At 71.3% G+C, this 20,194-nt stretch carries 20 protein-coding genes; 9 read left to right on the plus strand and 11 right to left on the minus strand.

Annotated features, from left to right (window positions below; translation table 11 throughout):
• The first annotated feature begins 31 nt into the window (after positions 1-31).
• The gene (locus SMIR_RS28075; RefSeq protein WP_168490663.1) at positions 32-793 is read left to right on the plus strand and encodes a hypothetical protein; all 762 of its coding nucleotides are present in this window, start codon (positions 32-34) and stop codon (positions 791-793) included.
• Here the strand turns inward: SMIR_RS28075 and SMIR_RS28080 are convergent.
• From SMIR_RS28080 to cobT, 3 genes are all read right to left on the minus strand, one after another.
• Positions 736-1,461: a hypothetical protein gene (locus tag SMIR_RS28080; protein WP_211118686.1), complete on the minus strand. Its 726-nt coding sequence runs from the start codon at positions 1,459-1,461 to the stop codon at positions 736-738. The two genes, SMIR_RS28075 and SMIR_RS28080, sit on opposite strands and share 58 nt — an antisense overlap.
• Before the next feature lie 70 nt (positions 1,462-1,531).
• Positions 1,532-3,346 carry a phosphatidylglycerol lysyltransferase domain-containing protein gene (locus SMIR_RS28085; RefSeq protein WP_168490662.1) on the minus strand — a complete coding sequence of 605 codons (1,815 nt, stop codon included), beginning with the start codon at positions 3,344-3,346 and terminating at the stop codon, positions 1,532-1,534.
• Between the two features lie 248 nt (positions 3,347-3,594).
• Positions 3,595-4,680, minus strand: a complete 1,086-nt coding sequence (gene cobT, locus SMIR_RS28090) for a nicotinate-nucleotide--dimethylbenzimidazole phosphoribosyltransferase (protein ID WP_212727531.1) — start codon at positions 4,678-4,680, stop codon at positions 3,595-3,597.
• Between the two features lie 151 nt (positions 4,681-4,831).
• On the opposite strand from cobT, the gene SMIR_RS28095 reads away from it, so the two are divergent.
• Positions 4,832-5,896 (plus strand): class I SAM-dependent methyltransferase, encoded by a 1,065-nt coding sequence (locus SMIR_RS28095; protein WP_212727532.1) that lies wholly within the window; start codon positions 4,832-4,834, stop codon positions 5,894-5,896.
• 27 nt (positions 5,897-5,923) lie between these two features.
• On the opposite strand, the gene SMIR_RS28100 is transcribed toward SMIR_RS28095, so the two are convergent.
• The gene (locus SMIR_RS28100; RefSeq protein WP_212727533.1) at positions 5,924-7,123 is read right to left on the minus strand and encodes a bifunctional adenosylcobinamide kinase/adenosylcobinamide-phosphate guanylyltransferase; all 1,200 of its coding nucleotides are present in this window, start codon (positions 7,121-7,123) and stop codon (positions 5,924-5,926) included.
• A gap of 200 nt (positions 7,124-7,323) precedes the next feature.
• On the opposite strand from SMIR_RS28100, the gene SMIR_RS28105 reads away from it, so the two are divergent.
• The gene (locus SMIR_RS28105; protein ID WP_054231569.1) at positions 7,324-7,536 is read left to right on the plus strand and encodes a hypothetical protein; all 213 of its coding nucleotides are present in this window, start codon (positions 7,324-7,326) and stop codon (positions 7,534-7,536) included.
• A gap of 80 nt (positions 7,537-7,616) precedes the next feature.
• Here the strand turns inward: SMIR_RS28105 and SMIR_RS28110 are convergent, their stop codons facing one another.
• The 3 genes from SMIR_RS28110 to SMIR_RS28120 all read right to left on the minus strand — a co-directional run bounded on the left by SMIR_RS28110 (position 7,617) and on the right by SMIR_RS28120 (position 10,216).
• On the minus strand, positions 7,617-8,705 hold the full coding sequence (locus SMIR_RS28110; RefSeq protein ID WP_212727534.1) for a S1C family serine protease: 1,089 nt from the start codon (positions 8,703-8,705) through the stop codon (positions 7,617-7,619).
• A 99-nt stretch (positions 8,706-8,804) separates the two neighbouring features.
• Positions 8,805-9,506 (minus strand): class I SAM-dependent methyltransferase, encoded by a 702-nt coding sequence (locus SMIR_RS28115; RefSeq protein ID WP_168490657.1) that lies wholly within the window; start codon positions 9,504-9,506, stop codon positions 8,805-8,807.
• Between the two features lie 83 nt (positions 9,507-9,589).
• Complete coding sequence (locus SMIR_RS28120; protein WP_212727535.1) at positions 9,590-10,216, minus strand: DUF3043 domain-containing protein; 627 nt, start codon at positions 10,214-10,216, stop codon at positions 9,590-9,592.
• Between the two features lie 246 nt (positions 10,217-10,462).
• On the opposite strand from SMIR_RS28120, the gene SMIR_RS28125 reads away from it, so the two are divergent.
• From SMIR_RS28125 to SMIR_RS28140, 4 genes are all read left to right on the plus strand, one after another.
• On the plus strand, positions 10,463-11,254 hold the full coding sequence (locus tag SMIR_RS28125) for a PspA/IM30 family protein (RefSeq protein ID WP_101408192.1): 792 nt from the start codon (positions 10,463-10,465) through the stop codon (positions 11,252-11,254).
• A 30-nt stretch (positions 11,255-11,284) separates the two neighbouring features.
• The gene (pspAA, locus tag SMIR_RS28130) at positions 11,285-11,563 is read left to right on the plus strand and encodes a PspA-associated protein PspAA (RefSeq protein WP_168490655.1); all 279 of its coding nucleotides are present in this window, start codon (positions 11,285-11,287) and stop codon (positions 11,561-11,563) included.
• A 154-nt stretch (positions 11,564-11,717) separates the two neighbouring features.
• Entirely contained in the window at positions 11,718-12,941 is a 1,224-nt protein-coding gene (locus tag SMIR_RS28135) for a sensor histidine kinase (protein WP_212727536.1), read from the plus strand.
• Entirely contained in the window at positions 12,938-13,621 is a 684-nt protein-coding gene (locus SMIR_RS28140; protein ID WP_101405587.1) for a response regulator, read from the plus strand. The genes SMIR_RS28135 and SMIR_RS28140 overlap by 4 nt, the downstream gene beginning before the upstream one ends.
• A 34-nt stretch (positions 13,622-13,655) precedes the next feature.
• On the opposite strand, the gene nadA is transcribed toward SMIR_RS28140, so the two are convergent.
• Positions 13,656-14,840: a quinolinate synthase NadA gene (gene nadA, locus SMIR_RS28145; protein ID WP_067364751.1), complete on the minus strand. Its 1,185-nt coding sequence runs from the start codon at positions 14,838-14,840 to the stop codon at positions 13,656-13,658.
• A gap of 318 nt (positions 14,841-15,158) precedes the next feature.
• On the opposite strand from nadA, the gene SMIR_RS28150 reads away from it, so the two are divergent.
• Positions 15,159-15,515 carry a HesB/IscA family protein gene (locus SMIR_RS28150; protein ID WP_101405588.1) on the plus strand — a complete coding sequence of 119 codons (357 nt, stop codon included), beginning with the start codon at positions 15,159-15,161 and terminating at the stop codon, positions 15,513-15,515.
• Positions 15,516-15,623: 108 nt separating this feature from the next.
• Here the strand turns inward: SMIR_RS28150 and SMIR_RS28155 are convergent, their stop codons facing one another.
• Complete coding sequence (locus tag SMIR_RS28155; RefSeq protein WP_212727537.1) at positions 15,624-17,189, minus strand: hypothetical protein; 1,566 nt, start codon at positions 17,187-17,189, stop codon at positions 15,624-15,626.
• A gap of 99 nt (positions 17,190-17,288) precedes the next feature.
• Positions 17,289-17,504, minus strand: coding sequence for a hypothetical protein (locus tag SMIR_RS28160; protein WP_168490652.1), 216 nt, complete (start codon positions 17,502-17,504; stop codon positions 17,289-17,291).
• A gap of 134 nt (positions 17,505-17,638) precedes the next feature.
• Here SMIR_RS28160 and SMIR_RS28165 point away from each other — a divergent pair, with 134 nt between their 5' ends.
• Positions 17,639-18,613 carry a carbohydrate kinase family protein gene (locus tag SMIR_RS28165; RefSeq protein WP_168490651.1) on the plus strand — a complete coding sequence of 325 codons (975 nt, stop codon included), beginning with the start codon at positions 17,639-17,641 and terminating at the stop codon, positions 18,611-18,613.
• Between the two features lie 54 nt (positions 18,614-18,667).
• Here SMIR_RS28165 and SMIR_RS28170 read toward each other — a convergent pair whose 3' ends face one another.
• Positions 18,668-20,059: a cysteine desulfurase/sulfurtransferase TusA family protein gene (locus SMIR_RS28170; RefSeq protein WP_212727538.1), complete on the minus strand. Its 1,392-nt coding sequence runs from the start codon at positions 20,057-20,059 to the stop codon at positions 18,668-18,670.
• Positions 20,060-20,194 lie beyond the last annotated feature (135 nt).

Here is a 20,194-nt window from a genome sequence, read left to right on the forward strand (position 1 = left end):
GGGCGTGAGCGCCGCGGATAAAGTGCGCAATATGGGTCATTGGTTGCAGAGGAACATCATCGAACCGGGAAAGCTGCCGCTTCTGCTGGCACTCGCCTCCTTCGTGCTGACCTTTGTGATCACCCGTGTCATCGTCCGCCTCATCCGCGCGGGCAAGGGTCCGTTCGGCAACGTCAAGGCGGGCGGCCTGCACATCCACCACGTCGTGCCCGGTGTCGTCCTGACCGTGATCGGCGGCTTCGGCGCGGTGGCCAGCTCCCGGCACGGCTTCGGCGCCTCGTTGTTCGCGGTGGTGTTCGGGATGGGCGCCGGGCTGGTGCTCGACGAGTTCGCGCTGATCCTGCACCTCGACGACGTGTACTGGAGCGAGGAGGGCCGCAAGAGCGTCGAGGTCGTCCTGGTCACGGCGGCCCTCGTCGGCCTGGTGCTCGGTGGTTTCCTGCCGTTCGGGGTCAACGACATGACCCAGGAGGAACTCCAGGATCGCGGCGGGGTCATCCTGAGCGTCGCCCTGAACTTCCTCTTCGCCCTGCTCGCCCTGAGCAAGGGCAAGGCCCGCATGGCGATCTTCGGCGTGATCGTCCCGTTCGTCGCCCTCATCGGCGCCGTCCGGCTGGCCCGCCCGGTCTCCCCGTGGGCCAGGCGCTTCTACCGCCGCAGGCCGCGCGCCCGGGCCAGGTCGATCCTGCGCGCCTACCACCACGACCGCCGCTGGTTCGGCCCGCGCCGCAAGCTTCAGGACTGGATCGGCGGCAAACCGGATCCCGTCCGGTCCCTGCCCGGCCGCCAGTGACGGCGACGGCGACGGTGGCGGTGGCGGTGACGCAGGATCGAGATCCCGTACAGCACGAAGACCGCGGCGAGCGCGGCGATGTGCTCCTTGCCCGCGAGGTTCCCCTTGAGCGCCACCTCGATCACCATCGCCGCGGCCACCCCCCACCCCGTCCAGTACGCGCGATAGCGCCAGGCGACGAACACGGCGAGGCCGACCACGGCCGCCGAGGGCCCGGTGTCCACGACCTGCGCGTCCGTCACGGGCAGCCCCAGGGGATTGCCCGGGCTCAGCGAGATCGCCACGCGCGCGTAGAGCGTGCCGGCCAGCGTGGCGGCGTACGCGATGACGAGCATCCGCCACCAGCCCAGACAGATCTCGGCGATCCCGAACACGATGAGGAGTTGCAGCAGCGCACCCCACACCGGCAGGTCGAGGGCCGGCACGAACAGGGACAGCGGGGTGCGCAGCAGGGCGAGCCAGAGCGGCTCCTCGGCCCGTACGGAGCCGATGTCCTGCACGAACTGGAAGCCCCAGGGCTGGTTCTGCACGAACTGGAGGAGGGCCGTCAGAAGGACGGCCCCGAGCGTCACCGGCATCGCCCGCCAACGCTGTCTGGCGAGTGCCTCGCGCACGGTGACGTACAGCAGTCCCCATTCCTCGCGGGCGAGGCGGGCGAGGGTGTTCATGCAGCGGTCCCCATCCGTCCTGCTGTCACGGTCCCCGTCCGCCAGGCTCGCCCCGTCCGTCCGGTCGCCGTCATCGGTGCGACTCCAAGTGCCTGCGGTGCAGCCACTTCGGTAGTCCGGGTGCTTCGAGAAACCCCTCGGCGCGCGCGGCCGCGAGGCCGATACGCAGCAGGTCCGCGCTCTTCTCGAAGAGCAGGAACCGGGGTTCCCAGATCGGCCGGTACTTGGCGTTGGCCCGGTACAGCGACTCGATCTGCCACCAGCGCGAGAAGAAACTGAGCAGGGAACGCCACAGCCGCAGCACCGGCCCTGCGCCGAGGCGTCCACCACGTTCGAAGACGGAACGGAACATGGCGAAGTTGAGCGAGACCTGGGTGATCCCGATCTCCTGGGCGCGGCGCAGGAGTTCGATCACCATGAACTCCATCAGCCCGTTCTCGGCGTCCCGGTCACGCCGCATCAGATCGAGCGAGAGCCCCTGCGGCCCCCACGGCACGAAGGACAGCAGCGCCCGCAACTCTCCCTCCCCTCCTTCCCCGGCGCGGCTGTCCCTGCATTCCAGCATCACGCACCGTCCGTCGTCCGGGTCGCCGAGCCGTCCGAGCGCCATGCTGAAACCGCGCTCGGTCGCCCCGTCCCGCCAGTCGTCGGCACGCCGCAGGAGGTACGTCATCTCGTCGGCCGGGATGTCCTCGTGCCGTCGGATGCGCACCTCGTACCCGGCCCGCTTGACCCGGTTGTAGGCCTGCCGGACCGTGCGCATGGCGCGTCCATCGAGGGTGAATTCGGCGGTCTCGACGATCGCCTCGTCACCGAGTTCGAGGGCGTCGAGTCCGTGCCGTGAGTAGACGGTCCCCGCCTCCTCGCTCGCTCCCATCACGGCCGGGATCCAGCCGTGCGCGCGGGCCTCGGCGAGCCAGGGCTCGATGGCGCCGGGCCACGCCTCCGGGTCGCCGATCGGGTCGCCGGAGGCCAGTGAGACCCCGCCGACGACGCGGTACGCGACCGCGGCCTTGCCGGTCGGCGACCAGATCACGCTCTTCTCCCGGCGCAGCGCGAAGTAGCCCAGCGAGTCGCGGTCGCCGTGCCGGTCGAGCAGGGTGCGCAGCCGGTTCTCGTCGTTCTCGGTGAGCGGGTCGACGGCGCGGCGGGAGCGGAAGGCGGCGTAGAACACGGCGAGGACCAGCAGGGTGCTGAGCACGTTGATGGTGACGTTGACCCAGTTGGCGATCTCCAGGCCGGGGAAGCGGGAGTCGTCGGCGGCGACGGAGACCAGTCGCAGGGCGCCGTAGCGCCAGCGGTCCCAGAAGGTCGAACGGTAGGCGTCCTGCGCGCTGTTGGTGACCGTCACCAGCAGTGCGGCGAGCAGGGAGGCGACGAGCAGTCCGCCGACGGCGACGGCCGCGGCGAGCTTGGGGTTCGACCGGTCGCCCTTCGCGTAGAACTCCCGGCGGCCGACGACGAGCGAGACGACGAAGGCGGCGGTCAGGACGATCGAGACCCAGTTCTGGGCGTACTGGCGGATTTCCGGGAACGTCATCGCGACGGCGAACAGCATCAGAAACAGTCCGCTGAGCACGAAGTTGAGGATCCAAGCGGCCCGTTTGCGGCGGCGCATCGTGATGGCCAGGAACATGGTGAACACGCCCGACGCGAATCCTGCCGTCAGCAGGTACGGGGTGAAGAAGTTCTCGGTGTTGTGGCGCCGTACGTCCTGTCCGAGCGACACCCACGCGGCGCTCAGGAAGTTGATGAACGCGACGGCCCGCAGGTACCAGACCGCGAAGGCGGCGGCTCTGCGCGACGCGCCTGTGGACAGGTGGTCCCCTTCACCCTGACGGGCCGGGACCCGCTCCTGATCAGCGGCAATTCGGGCATCTCCCATAAAGGGCGATGATATGGGGCGGGGTGCGTCGTCCGGGGGAGGGGCGGTACGGGTGATGCGGGCCTGGGTTCTGTTGCGGGGTGGGTTTCGCGCGCGGTTTTTGGCTGCCCGTCGGTGGGGGCTGGGCGCGCAGTTCCCCGCGCCCCAAAGGGCTTTGGGGCGGGCGGCGTTTACGGGCGAGGGCGCGGGGCGTGCCCTCGCCCCCGCCCGCGTCTTTCAGCCCGTCCGGCGTTCGAGGGCGAGGCCGTTCACTCGTTCTGGTCGGAGGCCTCGGGCTCGGGCTCGGGGGCCGGCGTCTCCGGGAGTTCGGCGGAGAGGGCGGCGGCGGCCTGGACCAGGGGGAGAGCGAGGAGGGCTCCCGCACCCTCGCCGACCGTGACCCCGTGGTCGAGCAGGGGTTCGAGGGCCATGCGGTCCAGGGCCTTCGCCTGGGCCGGCTCGCCACTGTTCTGGCCGGCCAGCCACCAGTCCGGCGCCCGGAAGGCGACGCGCTGCCCCACGAGGGCGCACGCGGCCGAGACGACCCCGTCGAGGATCACCGGCATCTTCCGCACCGCGCTCTGCAACAAGAACCCCGTCATCGCCGCGAGATCGGCGCCGCCCACCACCGCGAGCAGCTGCAGCTGATCCCCGAGCACCGGCCGGGCCCGCCGCAAGGCGTCCCGCACGGCCGCGCACTTGCGCATCCACGCGAGGTCGTCGATGGGCCGCCCGCCCCGCCCGGTGACCACGGACGCGTCGGTCCCGCACAGCGCCGCGACCAGCACGGCCGCCGCGGTGGTCCCGCCGACGCTCACATCGCCGAGCACCACCAGATCCGTACCGGAGTCCGCCTCCTCGTCCGCGACCGCGACCCCCGCGCGGAACGCGGCCTCCGCCTCCTCCAGGGTCAGCGCGTCCTCGACGTCGATCCGCCCCGACCCGCGCCGCACCCGATGCCCTGCGACCTCGGCGGGCAGCTCCTGCGGATCGCAGTCCAGCGCCATGTCGACGACTCGTACCGGCACGCCGAGCCGGCGCGCCAGCACCGCCGCGGGGCTCGCGCCCTCCAGGACCGCCCGCGCCAACCGGTCGGCGGTGCCCGCGGGCCGCGCCGACACACCGAGTTCGGCGACCCCGTGGTCGCCCGCGAACAGCACCACACGCGGGTGCTCGATCGGCCGCACCGGCACCGCGGACTGCGCCGCCGCCAGCCACTCACCCAGTTCGTCGAGGCGGCCCAGCGCCCCGGGCGGCACGATCTGGCGCTCCCGGCGCGCCTCGGCGTCCCGGCGCACGCCTCCGTCGGGGCGCTCGATCAGATCGGTGAAGTCGTCGAGATTAAGCGAGCTCATTCGCCGAACAGTACCGGCAGCGATCGAACACGTCCGCGCCACGTCGTTGCGCCCCGGATCGCGATCCGCTACGTACCGTTTGTGTCGGATTGTCGTACGGCTCGATCGCGCGCCCCGCCGTCCCCCCACCCTGCCGTCCCCAGGAGCGTCCATGCCCCCCACGCCACCCCCGAGCGCCGAGCGCCGCGCCGCCTACGCGGCCGAACTCGCCCAAGGCACCGACCGGTTCCACGAGCCGCGCCGGGAGGACTGTCCCTGGTGCGGCTCGAAGCGGCTGCGCACCCGGCTGCGGACGCCGGACCAGGTGCAGCGCAAGCCCGGCACGTTCGTCGTCGACGAGTGCGCGGACTGCTCGCACGCCTTCCAGAACCCCCGGCTCAGCGCGGAGGGACTGGCCTTCTACCACCGGGACTTCCACGAGGGACTCGACGGCCTCACCGACCGGCTCCTCGGCGCCCGCGGCAGCAGAGGGCGCCACCGGGCCGCCGCCCGCGCGCTGCTCCGGTACGCCGAGCCGGAGAGCTGGCTCGACGTCGGCACCGGGCACGGGCACTTCCCGGCCGTCGCCCGGGAGGTCCATCCGTACACGTCCTTCGACGGCCTCGACCCCACCCGGCGGGTCGAGAAGGCACGGGCGGCCGGGCACATCGAGGAGGCCCACCGCGGCCGGCTCACCGACCCGCGGATCATCGGGCGGCTGAGCGCCCGCTACGACGTCGTGAGCATGTTCCACCATCTGGAGCACACCCGCGACCCGCGCGAGGAACTGCGCGCCGCCCTGACGGTCCTGCGGCCCGGCGGCCACCTCCTCGTCGAAGTGCCCGACCCCGACTGCGCGTTCGGCGCGCTGCTGGGCAGGTGGTGGGTGTCGTACGGCCAGCCGCGCCATCTGCACCTGATGCCGCTGTCCAACCTGCTGGGCGAACTGGAGTCCCTCGGCTGCGAGATCGTCGCGACGGACCGCCGTGAACCGCACATCCCGTACGACCTCGCCGGCGCCCTCGCGCTGGCCCTCGGCCGCGTCCTGCCCGACCTCGACGCCCCCTGGCGCCCCGCCCCGCCGACCTCGCTCCAGCGCACCCTGCACACGGTCCTGGCCCGGGTGAGCGTCCCGCTGCTCGCCTCGGTCTCCGCCCTGGACCACGCGATGGCCCCGGTCTTCCGCCGCACCCGCTTCTCGAACGCCTTCCGGATCATCGCCCGCAGGCAATCCTGAGCCCCGGTCAGCCCCGGTCAGCCCCGGTCAGCCCCGCAGTGCCAGCGCCTGCCCCGCCACCACCAGCAGCACGTGCTCGCACTCCGCCGCGAACCCCGCGTTCAGGCGGCCGAGTTCGTCGCGGTAGCGGCGTCCGGAGGCGGTGGCGGGGACGATGCCGGAGCCGACCTCGTTGGAGACGGCGACGAGGGTGCGGCGCGTGTTGCGGACGGCGGAGGTGAGTTCCTCGACGCGGGCGCGCAGCGCGCGTTCGCCGCCGCCGGCCCACTCCGCGTCGTCCCACGCGTTCACGGAGTCCATCGCGTCCGTGAGCCAGAGGGAGAGGCAGTCGACGAGAAGGGGAGGACCGGAGCCCTCCAGGAGCGGCACCAGGTCGCAGGTCTCCACCGTGTGCCAGGAGCCGGGCCGCCGCTCACGGTGGGCGTGCACGCGCGACGCCCACTCGTTGTCCCCGTTGCGAGATCCGCCCGTCGCGACGTACAGCACCTCGGGGAAGGACTCCAGACGTCGTTCCGCCTCCACCGACTTGCCCGAGCGCGCCCCGCCGAGCACGAGGGTGCGGCGCGGTACGTCGGGTACGTCCTCGTAGACGCCCACGTCCAGCGTCGTCCCGTCCGGCACTGCCCGCGCGCCCGCCGCCGCGAGCCGCCGCCGCAGTTCGGGGCCCGGCGGCACGTCGTGGTCGAGGTGGACCGCGATCACGTCCGTCGTCGGCCCGACGGCCCCGACCGCGCGCAGCTTCGCCAGGGCGTCCGGCCGCCCCACCACATCGGCGACCACCATGGCGTACGAGTCGCCGTTCTCGTCCAGTCCCGCGGGCGCCGCGCCCGGCGGCAGATACAGCAGCCGCTGTCCGTCCGGCCCGGTCACCGCGTACCCCGTGCCGGGCGAGTCCATCGGCACCGCCCGCACCCGGTGTCCGGTCAGCAGCGCCAGCTCGCTGCCGTCCGGAACCCGTACGGGCTGCGGCAGCCCGGCCGGCACCTCGACGGCGGGCCCGTCGTGCGGATGCGAGAGCAGGACCTGCCGTACGCCGCCCAGCGAGTGCCCGGCGCGGGCCGCGGCGAACGCGGCGCCGGGCGTGAGGTCGAGCAGCAGGGTGCCGTCCACGAGCAGCGCGGTGGCCGCCCGCGCGTCCCCGCCGAGCGCACTCGCACAGGCCGCACAGGGACAGTCGGGACGGGGCAGGCCCTCGGGGGCACCGGTGCCGAGCAGAGTCAGTTCCACGCCCTGATTTTCCCGTGCCGCCGTGGGCGGCGCGCGTTCGGGTACAGCGCCCGGAGGCGCGCGGGGCCGTTCACGACCCGCGACGCGTGCCGCGACTCGCGATCTTCTGTTCCGCACCCGGCTCAGCGCCTAGGCTTCGGACGGGAGCCGGATCTTGTGCGGCTTCCACTGTGCAGTGTGCTCATACCTGGGAGGCGTACATGGCGGCATGGACGTGGCGGTTCGAGAAGTCCGACGGGACAGAGGTCCAACCCGCGGTGCAGCCCGAGGAGTTCACCACACAGGGGGATGCGGAGTCCTGGATCGGCGAGGTCTGGAAGGACCTCCTGGAGGGCGGCGCGGACCAGGTGTTCCTCTTCGAGGACAGCACGAAGATCTACGGGCCGATGAGCCTGCACGCCGAACCGGAGTAGGCCGGCCGGGGTTGCCGGGACCGCTCCCGGCAACCTCGTTCGCCGTGCGTCAACCCCTCGCCGCCGCCTTCACCCCGTACCTACTGCTCGCCCAGCCGCACGTCGACCGTCCGCTCGGTCCCGCCCCGGACGAACGTCACCCGGGTCCGCCGGCCCGGCTTGTCGGCCGCGAGCGCCTCGGCGAGCGAGGTGAGGGTGGTGATGTCGTTCGTGCCGATCCGGGTGATGATGTCGCCGGGCCGGATGCCCGCCGTGTCGGCCGCGCCGCCGGGCTTCACCTCGACCACGGCGACACCCGCGGGAGCGTAGGTCTCGTCGAGCACCGTACGACCGGTGATGCCGAGCGCGGCCCGCCCCGAGTCGGTGACCTTGCCGGTTCTGATGATCTGGTCGGCGATCGTCCGCACTATCGAGGCGGGGATCGCGAATCCGATACCGGGCGCCGTGCTGTTTCCCAGGCTCGGGTCCGTCGCGGCCAGCGTGGGAATGCCGATGACCTGCCCGTTCAGGTCGACGAGCGCGCCGCCGCTGTTGCCCGGGTTGATCGCGGCCGACGTCTGCACCATGTTGGCGATGGTGGCCCCCGTCCCGCCGCCGGTGCTGCTCTCGCTGACGGTGCGCCCGGTCGCCGACACGATGCCCTGGGTCACGCTGGACGACAGGCCGAGCGGCGAGCCCATCGCGAGCACGATCTGGCCGACCTCGACCTTCTCCGAGTTCCCGATGGTGGCCGCCTTCAGCCCGCTCGGCACCTTGTCCAGCTTGATGACGGCGAGGTCCTGGCCCGGGTAGGTGTACACGAGCTTGGCCGCCAGCGCGTTCTGGCTGTTGGCCGTCGTCACCCTGAACGTCTTCTCGGTCCCGACCACGTGCGCGTTGGTGACGATGTGTCCCTGGTCGTCGTACACCACCCCCGAACCCAGGCCGTGGCTCGCCTGGATCTGCACCACCGAGGGCAGGACGTTCTTGATCACCTTCAGGTACGCGTTCTGCAGGTCGTCGGCCGCGAGCGGGACGACGGCCTGGGTCGTCCCGTCCTTCGTCCCGTCCTTCGTGCCGCTCTGGGCAGGCGACCCGGCGTCGGAACAGCCGGAGAGCAGGGCGGCGGCGCAGACGAGGGCGGTTATGGGGAGCAGCAGACGCGACACGGGGGCACGGGTGGCAGCCATGTCCCGAGTGTCCCTTTCGTGACGCTGCTCCGGCTTGCGGTGCAGGGCCGAACAGGGGGCGACCAGACAGCGGTCAACCGCGTACGCCGCAGGGATCGATCAGCCGCGTACGCCGCAGAGATGCAGCAGGGCCGCCACCTGGCGATAGGGGTCCGTCCGCCCGGCCCGCTCCTCCGCGGCCAGGAGAGCCTCCACGTCATCGGGGGCGGGGGTCCCGTCGGGCGCCGTGTCCGTGAAGACCCGCACGCCGTACCAGGCGTGCAACGCCGCCCCGATCCCCGCGAGCGTCGACGTCAGCGTGGCGAGCCGGTCCGCGCGGACGGCGAGGCCGAGCCGATTGACGTAGGCGTCCGTGTCGAACGCGGCCAGGGTCGCCGTCCAGTCCCCGGACAGACCCGGCCGCATGGCCAGCGCGTCGGCGTTGCGCACCAGCAGCGAGAGCAGCCCGCCCGGGGCCAGCATCCGCGCCAGCCCCGCGAGGAGCGGGTCCGGCTCCTCGACGTACATGAGTACGCCGTGGCACAGCACCACGTCGAAGCTGCCGGGCAGGAAGTGCACGCCCGTCTCGCGTCCGTCGCCCTCGATGAGCCGCACCCGGCTCCGGATGCCCTCGGGCTCGGCGGCCAGCGCCTGGCGGGCCGCGGCGAGCATCTTCGCGTCCTGCTCGAGGCCGGTCACCTGATGCCCGGCGCGGGCCAGCCGCAGCGCCTGCGTGCCCTGGCCCATTCCGACGTCGAGAACCCGCAACCGCTGCCCGACCGGGAACCGCCCTGCTATCTGCTCGTCGAGCTGCCGGGCCACCAGCTCCTGTCGTACGACATCACGCAGCCCGCCCAGCTTGCTCAGCCAGGCATCCGCCGCGCCTCCGGAGAACGATGTCGCGCTCAGGGCCGCTCTCCGCGCTTGACCTGCGGCTTGGGCAGCCGGAGGCGACGCATCTGGAGGGTGCGCATCAGCGCGTACCTGACCGCGCCCTTCGTGGGCACGTCGGGGAAGCGGGCGGGCAGCTGCTTCTTCAGACGGATCGCGATGCCGATCGAGTCGACCACGATCATCACGATCACCACGAGCCACAGCAGCAGCGCGATGTTCTGCAGCGGTCCCACCCGCACCATGCTCAGCACGAGGATGACCACGGCCATCGGCAGGAAGAACTCCGCGACACAGAAGCGCGAGTCCACGAAGTCGCGTGCGAACTTCCGCACCGGCCCCTTGTCACGGGCGGGCAGATAGCGCTGGTCGCCGTTGGCCAGGGCCTGGCGCTGCTTCTCCATCTGGACACGACGTTCGTCGCGCTGCCGCTTGGCCGCCTCCTTGCGCGTCGTCGGCGTCTGGGCGACGCTGCGACGCTGGGTCTGGGCCTCACTGCGCTTGGGCGTGGGGCGGCCCTTGGGGGCCTGCGGATCACGGGTCTGCTTGGAGTCGGTCACCTGCGCCTTGTCGGCGGGGGCCTTCTCTTCCTTGGCACGGCTACGGAACACAAAACCCAAGGGTACGGGGTGCGGCGGCATGGACGTCGATCGAGTGGGGAACGATCCGGCAACACCGTACGTCTGTAGTGGGACAGAGCGGACGTTGTGTACGGGTGGACCCCGAGTCCCACCTACTCCCTACGCCGGAGCGGTGCCGTACGCAGTCGTCCTTGGGGATGAGCGCATCCGTCCCCGAACAGTGCGGTAATGGATGCAGGGCCCGTACTGTGGGTTCTGTTGCAGTACCTGGAGCTGGAGTCCGTCAGAAGGGGGCGCGCGAAGCCCATGAGCGGTGTCATGAAGCGTATGGGGATGATCTTCCGCGCGAAGGCGAACAAGGCCCTTGACCGGGCCGAGGACCCGCGCGAAACCCTCGATTACTCGTACCAGAAGCAGCTGGAGCTGCTGCAGAAGGTGCGCCGCGGCGTCGCGGATGTGGCGACCAGCCGCAAGCGCCTCGAACTTCAGCTGAACCAGCTCCAGAACCAGTCCACCAAGCTGGAGGACCAGGGCCGCAAGGCGCTCGCGCTCGGCCGCGAGGACCTGGCCCGCGAGGCGCTCTCCCGCCGGGCGGCGCTCCAGCAGCAGGTGACGGACCTGGAGACGCAGCACCAGACCCTCCAGGGCGAGGAGGAGAAGCTCACCCTCGCGGCGCAGCGACTCCAGGCCAAGGTGGACGCCTTCCGCACCAAGAAGGAGACCATCAAGGCGACCTACACGGCGGCCCAGGCGCAGACCCGTATCGGAGAGGCCTTCTCCGGCATCTCCGAGGAGATGGGCGACGTCGGCATGGCGATCCAGCGTGCCGAGGACAAGACCGCGCAGCTGCAGGCCCGCGCCGGCGCGATCGACGAGCTGCTCGCCTCCGGTGCGCTCGACGACCAGTCCGGTCTGGCCAAGGACGACATCCAGAGCGAGCTGGACCGGCTCTCTGGTGGTACGGATGTAGAGCTGGAACTGCAGCGCATGAAGGCCGAGCTCGCCGGTGGCTCGCCGCAGCAGGCGATCGAGGGCGGCACGGGACAGTCCCAGTCGCAGTCCCAGCCGCGGGACACCCCGCGCTTCGACAAGCAGTGACCCACACCTAGGGCGCCTGAGGAGGGCGACATGATCGTACGGATCATGGGGGAGGGGCAGGTGAGGTTGGACGACAGCCACCTCACCGAACTGAACAAGCTGGACGACGAGCTGCTCGCCGAGATGGAGAGCGGTGACGAGGCCGGCTTCCGCCGCACCCTGACCACTCTTCTCGACTCGGTCCGCCGTCTGGGCGCTCCGCTGCCCGACGAGGCCCTGGAACCCTCGGACCTCATCCTCCCGTCCCCGGACGCGACCCTCGACGAGGTCCGCGCCATGCTGACCGACGAGGGCCTGATCCCAGGCTGACGGTTCCCTCCGGGGGTCGAGCGGGGGGACCTCCTCAGCTCCGGGGCCGCCCGGCTCGCCCACGCAGTTCCCCGCGCCCCTGAAGGGCGCTGGGTCGCCGGCGATGTCCAGAGCCCCGTTCCGCCCCCTGCATGGGCCCCGTACCGTAAAACGAGTGAGCACCCTAGAGCGCACGAAGTACAGACTCCGCGCGCATCCCATGGCCCTGGACGCCACCCTGGCGACCGGCGTACTCGTGACGATGATGGCCAGCTCCTTCGTCGACCCCCACGGGGAGAACGGAGCGACCTGGGGCACGCACACCCCGAACGTCCTCAGCCTCACCCTCATGGTGCTCAGCGCCGCCGCCCTCGTGTTCCGCCGGCGCGCCCCCAGAACGATCCTCGCCACGACCGGCGCCTTCTCCGCCCTGGAACTGGTGGCCAGCGACCCCAGAGCCCCGGTGGTGATGTCCGCCGTCGTCGCCCTCTACACCGTCGCGTCGGCCACGGACCGCCCCACCACCTGGCGCGTCGGCCTGCTCACGATGACGGTGCTGACGGCCTGCGCGATGCTGGTAGGCCCCCTGCCCTGGTACGCGCAGGAGAACCTCGCGATCTTCGCCTGGACGGGCATGGCCGCCGCCGCGGGCGACGCCGTACGCAGCCGCCGCGCCTTCGTGCACGCCATCCGCGAACGCGCCGACCGCGCCGAGCGCACCCGCGAGGAAGAGGCCCGCCGCCGGGTCGCCGAGGAGCGGCTGCGTATCGCCCGCGACCTGCACGACGTCGTCGCCCACCACATCGCCCTCGTCAACGTGCAGGCCGGAGTCGCGGCCCATGTGATGGACAAGCGCCCCGACCAGGCCAAGGAAGCCCTCGCGCACGTCCGCGAAGCCAGCCGCTCGGCCCTCAACGAATTGCGCGCCACCGTCGGCCTGTTGCGCCAGTCCGGCGACCCCGAGGCCCCCACCGAACCCGCCCCGGGCCTCGCCCGCCTCGACGAACTCGCCGACACCTTCCGCAACGCCGGACTCCCCGTCGAAGTCGCCCGCGCCGACCACGGCACCACCCTCCCCGCCGCCGTCGACCTCGCCGCGTACCGCGTCATCCAGGAAGCCCTCACCAATGTGCAGAAACACGCGGGCCCGGAGGCGAAGGCCGAGATCAGCGTCGTGCGCGTGGGACCGAACGTGGAAGTGACCGTCCTCGACAACGGACCCGGGCAGGACGACGGCCCGGAGGAGGGCGGTGGGCACGGGCTGCTCGGGATGCGCGAGCGGGTCACCGCGCTCGGCGGCACCTGCACGACAGGTCCCCGCTACGGAGGCGGCTTCCGGGTGCATGCGATCCTTCCGGTCAAGAACCGCACCGCGCCCGCCCTGGGGGACTCCGCATGACCATCCGTGTCCTGCTCGCCGACGACCAGGCGCTGCTGCGCAGCGCGTTCCGTGTCCTCGTCGACTCCGAGCCCGACATGGAGGTCGTCGGCGAGGCGTCCGACGGCGCGGAGGCGCTGCGGCTCACCCGGGAGGCCCGCGCCGACGTGGTGTTGATGGACATCCGGATGCCGGGCACCGACGGCCTCGCCGCCACCCGGCTGATCAGCGCCGACCCGGGACTCGCGCACGTACGGGTGGTGATGCTGACGACCTTCGAGGTCGACGAGTACGTGGTGCAGTCGCTGCGGGCCGGCGCCTCCGGCTTCCTCGGCAAGGGCGCGGAGCCGGAGGAGTTGCTGAACGCCATCCGGATCGCGGCGGGCGGCGAGGCACTGCTGTCCCCGGCGGCCACCAAGGGGCTGATCGCCAAGTTCCTCGCCCAGGGGGACGGTTCGGACGAGGGCCGGGACTCCGCCCGGGCCGAGCGGCTCCAGGCGCTCACCGGGCGCGAGCGCGAGGTGCTCGTCCAGGTCGCGGGAGGCCACTCCAACGACGAGATCGCCGAGCGGCTGGAGGTCAGTCCGCTCACCGTGAAGACGCACGTCAACCGGGCCATGGCCAAACTCGGCGCCCGCGACCGGGCCCAACTCGTCGTCATCGCCTACGAGTCGGGCCTGGTACGCCCGAGGGTGGAGTGATCCCGGTACGCCCGAGGGCGGAGCGATCTCCGAGTTACGGCAGCGCCAGCATCCGCTCCAGCGCCAGCTTCGCGAACGCCTCCGTCTCCTTGTCCACCTCGATGCGGTTGACCAGGTTGCCCTCGGCGAGGGACTCCAGGGTCCACACCAGGTGGGGGAGGTCGATGCGGTTCATGGTGGAGCAGAAGCAGACCGTCTTGTCGAGGAAGACGATCTCCTTGTCCTCGGCCGCGAAACGGTTCGCCAGGCGGCGGACCAGGTTCAGCTCCGTGCCGATCGCCCACTTGGAGCCGGCCGGAGCGGCCTCCAGCGCCTTGATGATGTACTCCGTGGAGCCGACGTAGTCCGCCGCCGACACGACCTCGTGCTTGCACTCGGGGTGGACGAGGACGTTCACCCCGGGGATGCGCTCGCGGACGTCGTTCACCGAGTCCAGCGAGAAGCGGCCGTGGACCGAGCAGTGGCCGCGCCACAGGATCATCTTGGCATCGCGCAGCTGCTCCGCGGTGAGGCCGCCGTTCGGCTTGTGGGGGTTGTAGAGGACGCAGTCCTCCAGGCTCATCCCCATGTCGCGGACGGCGGTGTTGCGGCCGAGGTGCTGGTCGGGGAGGAAGAGGACCTTCTCGCCCTGCTCGAACGCCCACTCCAGGGCCCGCTGGGCATTGGAGGAGGTGCAGATCGTGCCGCCGTGCTTGCCGGTGAACGCCTTGATGTCGGCGGACGAGTTCATGTACGAGACGGGCACGACCTGCTCGGCTATCCCGGCCTCGGTCAGCACGTCCCAGCACTCGGCGACCTGCTCGGCCGTCGCCATGTCGGCCATGGAGCAGCCCGCGGCGAGGTCGGGGAGGACCACCTTCTGGTCGTCGGACGTCAGGATGTCCGCGGACTCCGCCATGAAGTGCACACCGCAGAAGACGATGTACTCGGCCTCCGGGCGCGCGGCGGCGTCGCGGGCCAGCTTGAAGGAGTCGCCCGTGACGTCGGCGAACTGGATGACCTCGTCGCGCTGGTAGTGGTGGCCGAGCACGAAGACCTTGTCCCCGAGTTTCTCCTTGGCCGCGCGGGCGCGCTCCACGAGGTCCGGGTCGGACGGCGAGGGCAGGTCTCCGGGACACTCCACGCCGCGCTCGCTCCTCGGGTCGGCCTCACGGCCGAGCAGCAGCAGGGCGAGGGGCGTCGGCTGTACGTCGAGCTCCTGGGTCTGGGCGGTGGTCACGACACGCACCCTTTCTGTTCTGCGGCTCGCTTGGATCACGGGGGCGATCCAGCGGGACATTCGGACTAGCCTTTTCGTCGAAATGACGCTATCTATCATAACCGCTTCACGTCATGTTGACGATGTCCATAGTGTCGATGTGACGTGAATCCCGGAGGTTGTCCACAGGCCGCTGTCCGCGCTCCGGCGCGTGTGCGAGCATGGGAGAAGAGAACGGAAAGACCACGGAAAGACAGACTCTCGGCCCGGAATGAATCCGCGGCCCCGGCGGTTGCAAACGTCGGCAAGCAGTCTCCGAACAACCCGGGAGAGAAGCAGATGTCCGTATCGGACGAGACCACCACCGTGAGCGACGGCATCATCCTGTCCGACGCCGCCGCGGGCAAGGTCAAGGCCCTGCTCGACCAGGAAGGCCGCGACGATCTGGCGCTGCGCGTCGCCGTTCAGCCCGGCGGCTGCTCCGGTCTGCGCTACCAGCTCTTCTTCGACGAGCGCTCCCTCGACGGCGATGTCGTCAAGGACTTCGGTGGCGTCAAGGTCGTCACCGACCGCATGAGCGCTCCGTACCTGGGCGGCGCGTCCATCGACTTCGTGGACACCATCGAGAAGCAGGGCTTCACGATCGACAACCCGAACGCGACGGGCTCCTGCGCCTGCGGCGACTCCTTCAGCTGAGTCCCGGCCGAACGCGTAACGCGTACGAAGGCGGCGTCCCCCTCCGACAGGGACGCCGCCTTCGCGTATCCGGGGCCAGGTGCAGAACGGTCCGGACCGCTCCCGCGCCTATCGCGCCCGAGGCGTCTTCACCGAGGCGCCGGTCACCTTGCCCTCCGGGATCGGCGTGCCGTCCGACCCGACGACCTTCCGGTCTCCGAGCGGCTGGTCGAGGTGCACCGTCTTCTCGTACACCTTGGCGATGAGGATGCAGATCTTGCCCTGCCACGGTGTCTCGGTCACCTTGACGGTCACCTTGTCCGTGCTCTCGCTCGCCGAGGCGGAGTAGTCCGCGCACACCCCGCCCGTGAAGCTCACGGTCAGGTCCTTGCCGTCGGCCGTGTAGCCCTGCACCTTGACGTCGCGGGACGTGGGCGCCGCGGTCGGCCGCGGGCTGGGGGTGACGGTCGGTGTCGGCGCCCGGGTCGGCTCCGGCGAGGTCAGGTACTTCGGGTCGAGCGCCGGATGCGTCACCGTGAAGGCGGAGTCCGTGCCCGTCGGCCGTACTTCGAACAGCCAGGAAGGCACCAGCGTCTGGTGCCCGGACACGAAGTGCGAGGCCAGCCCGAAGACGGCCTTCTCGACGGCCACCGACTCCCGCTTCGGCACCGCAGTCGACGCGCCGCACGGCGTCTCGTCACGGTCCTTCAGCGGTACGGCACTGGCGCAGCCGCCGGGTCCCATGTGCCCGCCGCCCGGCGTCGCGAGGGAGGCTGGGCTGTTCATCAGGTCCAGGGTCTTGCGCGCGCTGATCACGGGATACGTGTCGCCCTTGACCGGCGTCTTCAACAGACCGTTGCCGCCCACCACCTGGCCGTCCGGGCCGACCTGGACGCCGGTCGTCCAGCCGTACGTGGGCAGGCCTCCGACCTTCGGGTCCGCGTTGACCACCCGTACGGCGCCCATGAGCTCGCTCGCGTCCAGCTTGGCGTCGTCCTGGCCCAGCGCCTTCAGCACGGGCACGGCGGCCTTCTTCGCGGCGGCCTCGGTCACCGCGTGGCTGCTCGGGGAGCCGGGGTCGCTCCTGCACACCGCGCCCTTGCAGTTGTCGGTGCCGGGCGCATACCGGCTGAACGTCCAGGTCCCGGGGGCCCGCTGGTTCACCTGGAGGCTGGGTCCCGAGCCGTCCTTGTCCTGGCCGACCTTCCAGGTCTCGCCGCTGAGCTTCGGGGTGCCCGCGATGTCGAGGGCCTTCGCGAGGCGGGCCACCTCGGTCGCCGTGACCTCGCCCTTCGCCGCGTAGACGGGCGCGGAGTCCGGGCCGGCGGGCAGGGTGCCGTCCGCGTGGTAGGTCGCGCCGTAGGGGTTGGGCTCACCGGGCGCGATGTCCCCCGTACCGCCCGTGCCACCCGTACCGCCCTCGGTGTAGCCGTCGAGGGCCAGCGGCGGGGGAGCGCCGTCGGTGCCGGGGGTCGAGCTGTGGCCGCGATCGCTCCCGCCGCCGGACGCGGTAGCGGCGAAATAGGCCCCGCCACCGCCGACGAGCAGCACCGCCGCCGCGACCGACGCGACGGCCGCCGGGGAATGGCGGCGGCGCGGTTTCGCCTGCTCGCCGCCGTCCTCGGGGGGCTCGGGCGCTTCGGTCTCGGGTCGCTCGGTGCTCACCGCATCGCTCCTTCTGGTCGTACACCGCATCCCCTATACGGGGGACAGCGATGGGACGCAGCGGGGGAGCGCACGGTTCCCTGCGGGCGCCGTTCGGGGCCGCCCTTTTCGAGATCCTTTCGGGTCCTGTCAGTCGCCGTAGTCGGACATCGCGTCCAGCAGGCGGGCGGACGCGGGAGGCACGGTCACCCCGTGGATGCGCGACGGGGACACGGGAAGGTCGGGACGGGAGATGATCGGGTCCGGTGCCGCCCAGTGCCGAGCCATGGCGCCGTCGCCGCGCAGCGACGCCAGGTCGCCTTCGAAGTCGTGCGGAGCGGAGCCGTGGACCTTGAGGTTCGTCATGACGGAACCGTATGCACGCCGAGCGTTACGAAGAAAGACCTACTATCGGGTAGTTTTGACCGCTTCAGAGGGCACGTGTCGACCGGGTAGCGTGAACTGTCAATCCCCTTCCGTCGCAGGAGCGTGTCCTCGCCGTGCGTATCGCAGTCACCGGCTCCATCGCCACTGACCACCTCATGACCTTCCCCGGCCGTTTCGCCGACCAGTTCGTCGCGGACCAGCTGCACACGGTCTCCCTCTCCTTCCTGGTCGACAACCTCGACGTACGCCGGGGTGGCGTCGGCGCGAACATCGCCTTCGGCATGGGACAGCTGGGCACCCGGCCGATCCTGGTCGGGGCCGCGGGCTCCGACTTCGACGAGTACCGGGCGTGGCTCGACCGCCACGGCGTCGACACCGACTCGGTCCGGATCTCCGAGGTGCTGCACACCGCGCGCTTCGTGTGCACCACGGACTCCGACCACAACCAGATCGGCTCCTTCTACACGGGCGCGATGAGCGAGGCCCGGCTGATCGAGCTCAAGTCGGTCGCGGACCGGGTCGGCGGCCTCGACCTCGTCCTGATCGGCGCCGACGACCCGGAGGCGATGCTCCGCCACACGGAGGAGTGCCGCTCCCGCACGATCGCCTTCGCCGCGGACTTCTCGCAGCAGATCGCCCGTATGAACGGCGACGAGATCCGGATACTGCTGGACGGGGCGACCTACCTCTTCTCCAACGAGTACGAGAAGGGGCTCATCGAGTCCAAGACCGGCTGGAGCGACGAGGAGATCCTGTCGAAGGTCGGTCACCGTGTGACGACCCTCGGCGCACAGGGTGTGCGCATCGAGCGGGCCGGCGAGGACCCGATCGAGGTCGGCTGCCCGGACGAGGAGCGCAAGGCGGACCCGACGGGCGTCGGCGACGCGTTCCGCGCCGGTTTCCTCTCCGGCCTCGCCTGGGGAGTCTCCCTGGAGCGCGCCGCCCAGGTCGGCTGCATGCTCGCGACGCTGGTCATCGAGACGGTCGGCACCCAGGAGTACCAGCTCCGCCGCGCCCACTTCATGGACCGCTTCACCAAGGCGTACGGCGACGACGCGGCCATCGAGGTCCGGGCCCACCTGGCCTGATCACCGAGGTCCGGGCCCGCCCCGTCTGATCAGGACACCCTTCCGGCCGACCGCCTAGGACACCCGGCGGACCACATAGGCGAAGCCGTGGTCCGCCGGCTCCTCCCCGACGTACTCCTGCCCCCGCATCTCGCACCACGCCGGGATGTCCAGCCGGGCGGCCTCGTCGTCCGAGAGGACGCGAACCGTGCCGCCCACCGGCACGTCCCCGATGACCTTGGCCAGTTCGATGACCGGGATGGGGCAGCGCTTGCCGAGGGAGTCCACCACGAGCGCGTCGGAGTCGGAGGGGGACGGGGAGGGCGGCGCCGGCGCCGTCGGGGCGCCGAGTTTCTCGCGTACGTCCGCGACCACGTCCGGCAGCACCGACAGGAACCGGTCGACATCCTCGGACGGCGTACCCGGCGGCAGCGAGATTCGGACGTTGCCCTCGCTCAGGACGCCCATCGCCTTCAGGACATGGCTCGGGGTCAGTGTGCTGCTCGTGCAGGAGGAGCCTGAGGAGACGGAGAAACCCGCCCGGTCCAGTTCGTGCAGGAGCGTCTCCCCGTCGACGTACAGGCAGGAGAAGGTGACGATCCCCGGGAGACGGTGAACCGCGTCCCCGACCACCTCCACGTCCGGGACCAGTTCGGGCACCCGTACGCGAATCCGTTCCGTCAGTTCCCGCAGGCGCGCGGCCTCCGCGGCCGCCTCCGCCCGTACCGCCCGCAGCGACGCCGCCGCGGCCACCACGGCCGGGATGTTCTCGAAGCCCGCCGCCCGCCCCGACTCCCGCTCGTCCACGGGCCCTTGGGGAGCGAACCGCACCCCCTTGCGCACGACGAGCAGTCCGACCCCCGAAGGGCCGCCCCATTTGTGGGCACTTGCCGTCAGGAGGGACCAGTCGCCCTCCACCCGGCGCCAGGGCAGTGACTGCGCCGCGTCCACCAACAGCGGCACCCCCGCCGCCCGGCACGCCTCCGCGACCTCTCGCACCGGCTGCTCCGTGCCCACCTCGTGGTTGGCGGACTGGAGGCACGCGAGCGCGGTGTCGGGGCGCATGGCGGCGGCGTAGGAGGAAGGGGAGACGGTGCCCGCGCGGTCGACGGGCACCGTCGTCACCGAGCCGCCCGCCGTCTCGTGGACCTCTGCCGAATGGAGTACCGACGAGTGTTCGACGGCTGACACGATCAGGTGGCGTCCGACGCGCCGGCGGCCCGCCAACGCACCCTCGATCCCGGAGTGCACCGCCCGGGTGCCGGACGAGGTGAAGGTCAGCTCGTCCGGGCGGCACCCCACCGCCTCGGCCGCCGCCTCGCGCGCCGCGTCGAGCAACAGCCGGGCCCGTCGTCCCTCCCGGTAGAGCCGCGAGGGATCGGCCCACCCCTCGTCGAGCGAGGCCTGCAGGGCCTGCCGGGCGACGGGATGAAGAGGAGCAGCGGAAGCAGCATCGAAGTAGGCCACACCCCAACGCTAAAGCCCCGCTCACACCAGCGCCCCAAAGGGGCGCGAGGAACGGCGTGACAAGCCACAACGAGCCCGCAGCCGCCGAAGGACCTGGTCGACCGGGCTATGAGGCGCCCGAACCCCCCGTCAGAA

Origin of the sequence: Streptomyces mirabilis (genome assembly GCF_018310535.1) — a bacterium.
GTDB lineage: Bacteria > Actinomycetota > Actinomycetes > Streptomycetales > Streptomycetaceae > Streptomyces.

Bases quoted from the DNA above. Each gene is read 5' to 3' on its own strand.
- SMIR_RS28120 (WP_212727535.1), bottom strand. From the start codon at position 10,216: ATGCCGCCGCACCCCGTACCCTTGGGTTTTGTGTTCCGTAGCCGTGCC.
- SMIR_RS28125 (WP_101408192.1), top strand. From the start codon at position 10,463: ATGAGCGGTGTCATGAAGCGTATGGGGATGATCTTCCGCGCGAAGGCG.
- SMIR_RS28155 (WP_212727537.1), bottom strand. From the start codon at position 17,189: ATGCGGTGTACGACCAGAAGGAGCGATGCGGTGAGCACCGAGCGACCC.
- SMIR_RS28105 (WP_054231569.1), top strand. From the start codon at position 7,324: ATGGCGGCATGGACGTGGCGGTTCGAGAAGTCCGACGGGACAGAGGTC.
- SMIR_RS28080 (WP_211118686.1), bottom strand. From the start codon at position 1,461: ATGAACACCCTCGCCCGCCTCGCCCGCGAGGAATGGGGACTGCTGTAC.
- pspAA (WP_168490655.1), top strand. From the start codon at position 11,285: ATGATCGTACGGATCATGGGGGAGGGGCAGGTGAGGTTGGACGACAGC.
- cobT (WP_212727531.1), bottom strand. From the start codon at position 4,680: ATGAGCTCGCTTAATCTCGACGACTTCACCGATCTGATCGAGCGCCCC.
- SMIR_RS28095 (WP_212727532.1), top strand. From the start codon at position 4,832: ATGCCCCCCACGCCACCCCCGAGCGCCGAGCGCCGCGCCGCCTACGCG.
- SMIR_RS28140 (WP_101405587.1), top strand. From the start codon at position 12,938: ATGACCATCCGTGTCCTGCTCGCCGACGACCAGGCGCTGCTGCGCAGC.
- SMIR_RS28160 (WP_168490652.1), bottom strand. From the start codon at position 17,504: ATGACGAACCTCAAGGTCCACGGCTCCGCTCCGCACGACTTCGAAGGC.
- SMIR_RS28085 (WP_168490662.1), bottom strand. From the start codon at position 3,346: ATGGGAGATGCCCGAATTGCCGCTGATCAGGAGCGGGTCCCGGCCCGT.
- SMIR_RS28110 (WP_212727534.1), bottom strand. From the start codon at position 8,705: ATGGCTGCCACCCGTGCCCCCGTGTCGCGTCTGCTGCTCCCCATAACC.
- SMIR_RS28075 (WP_168490663.1), top strand. From the start codon at position 32: ATGGGTCATTGGTTGCAGAGGAACATCATCGAACCGGGAAAGCTGCCG.
- SMIR_RS28150 (WP_101405588.1), top strand. From the start codon at position 15,159: ATGTCCGTATCGGACGAGACCACCACCGTGAGCGACGGCATCATCCTG.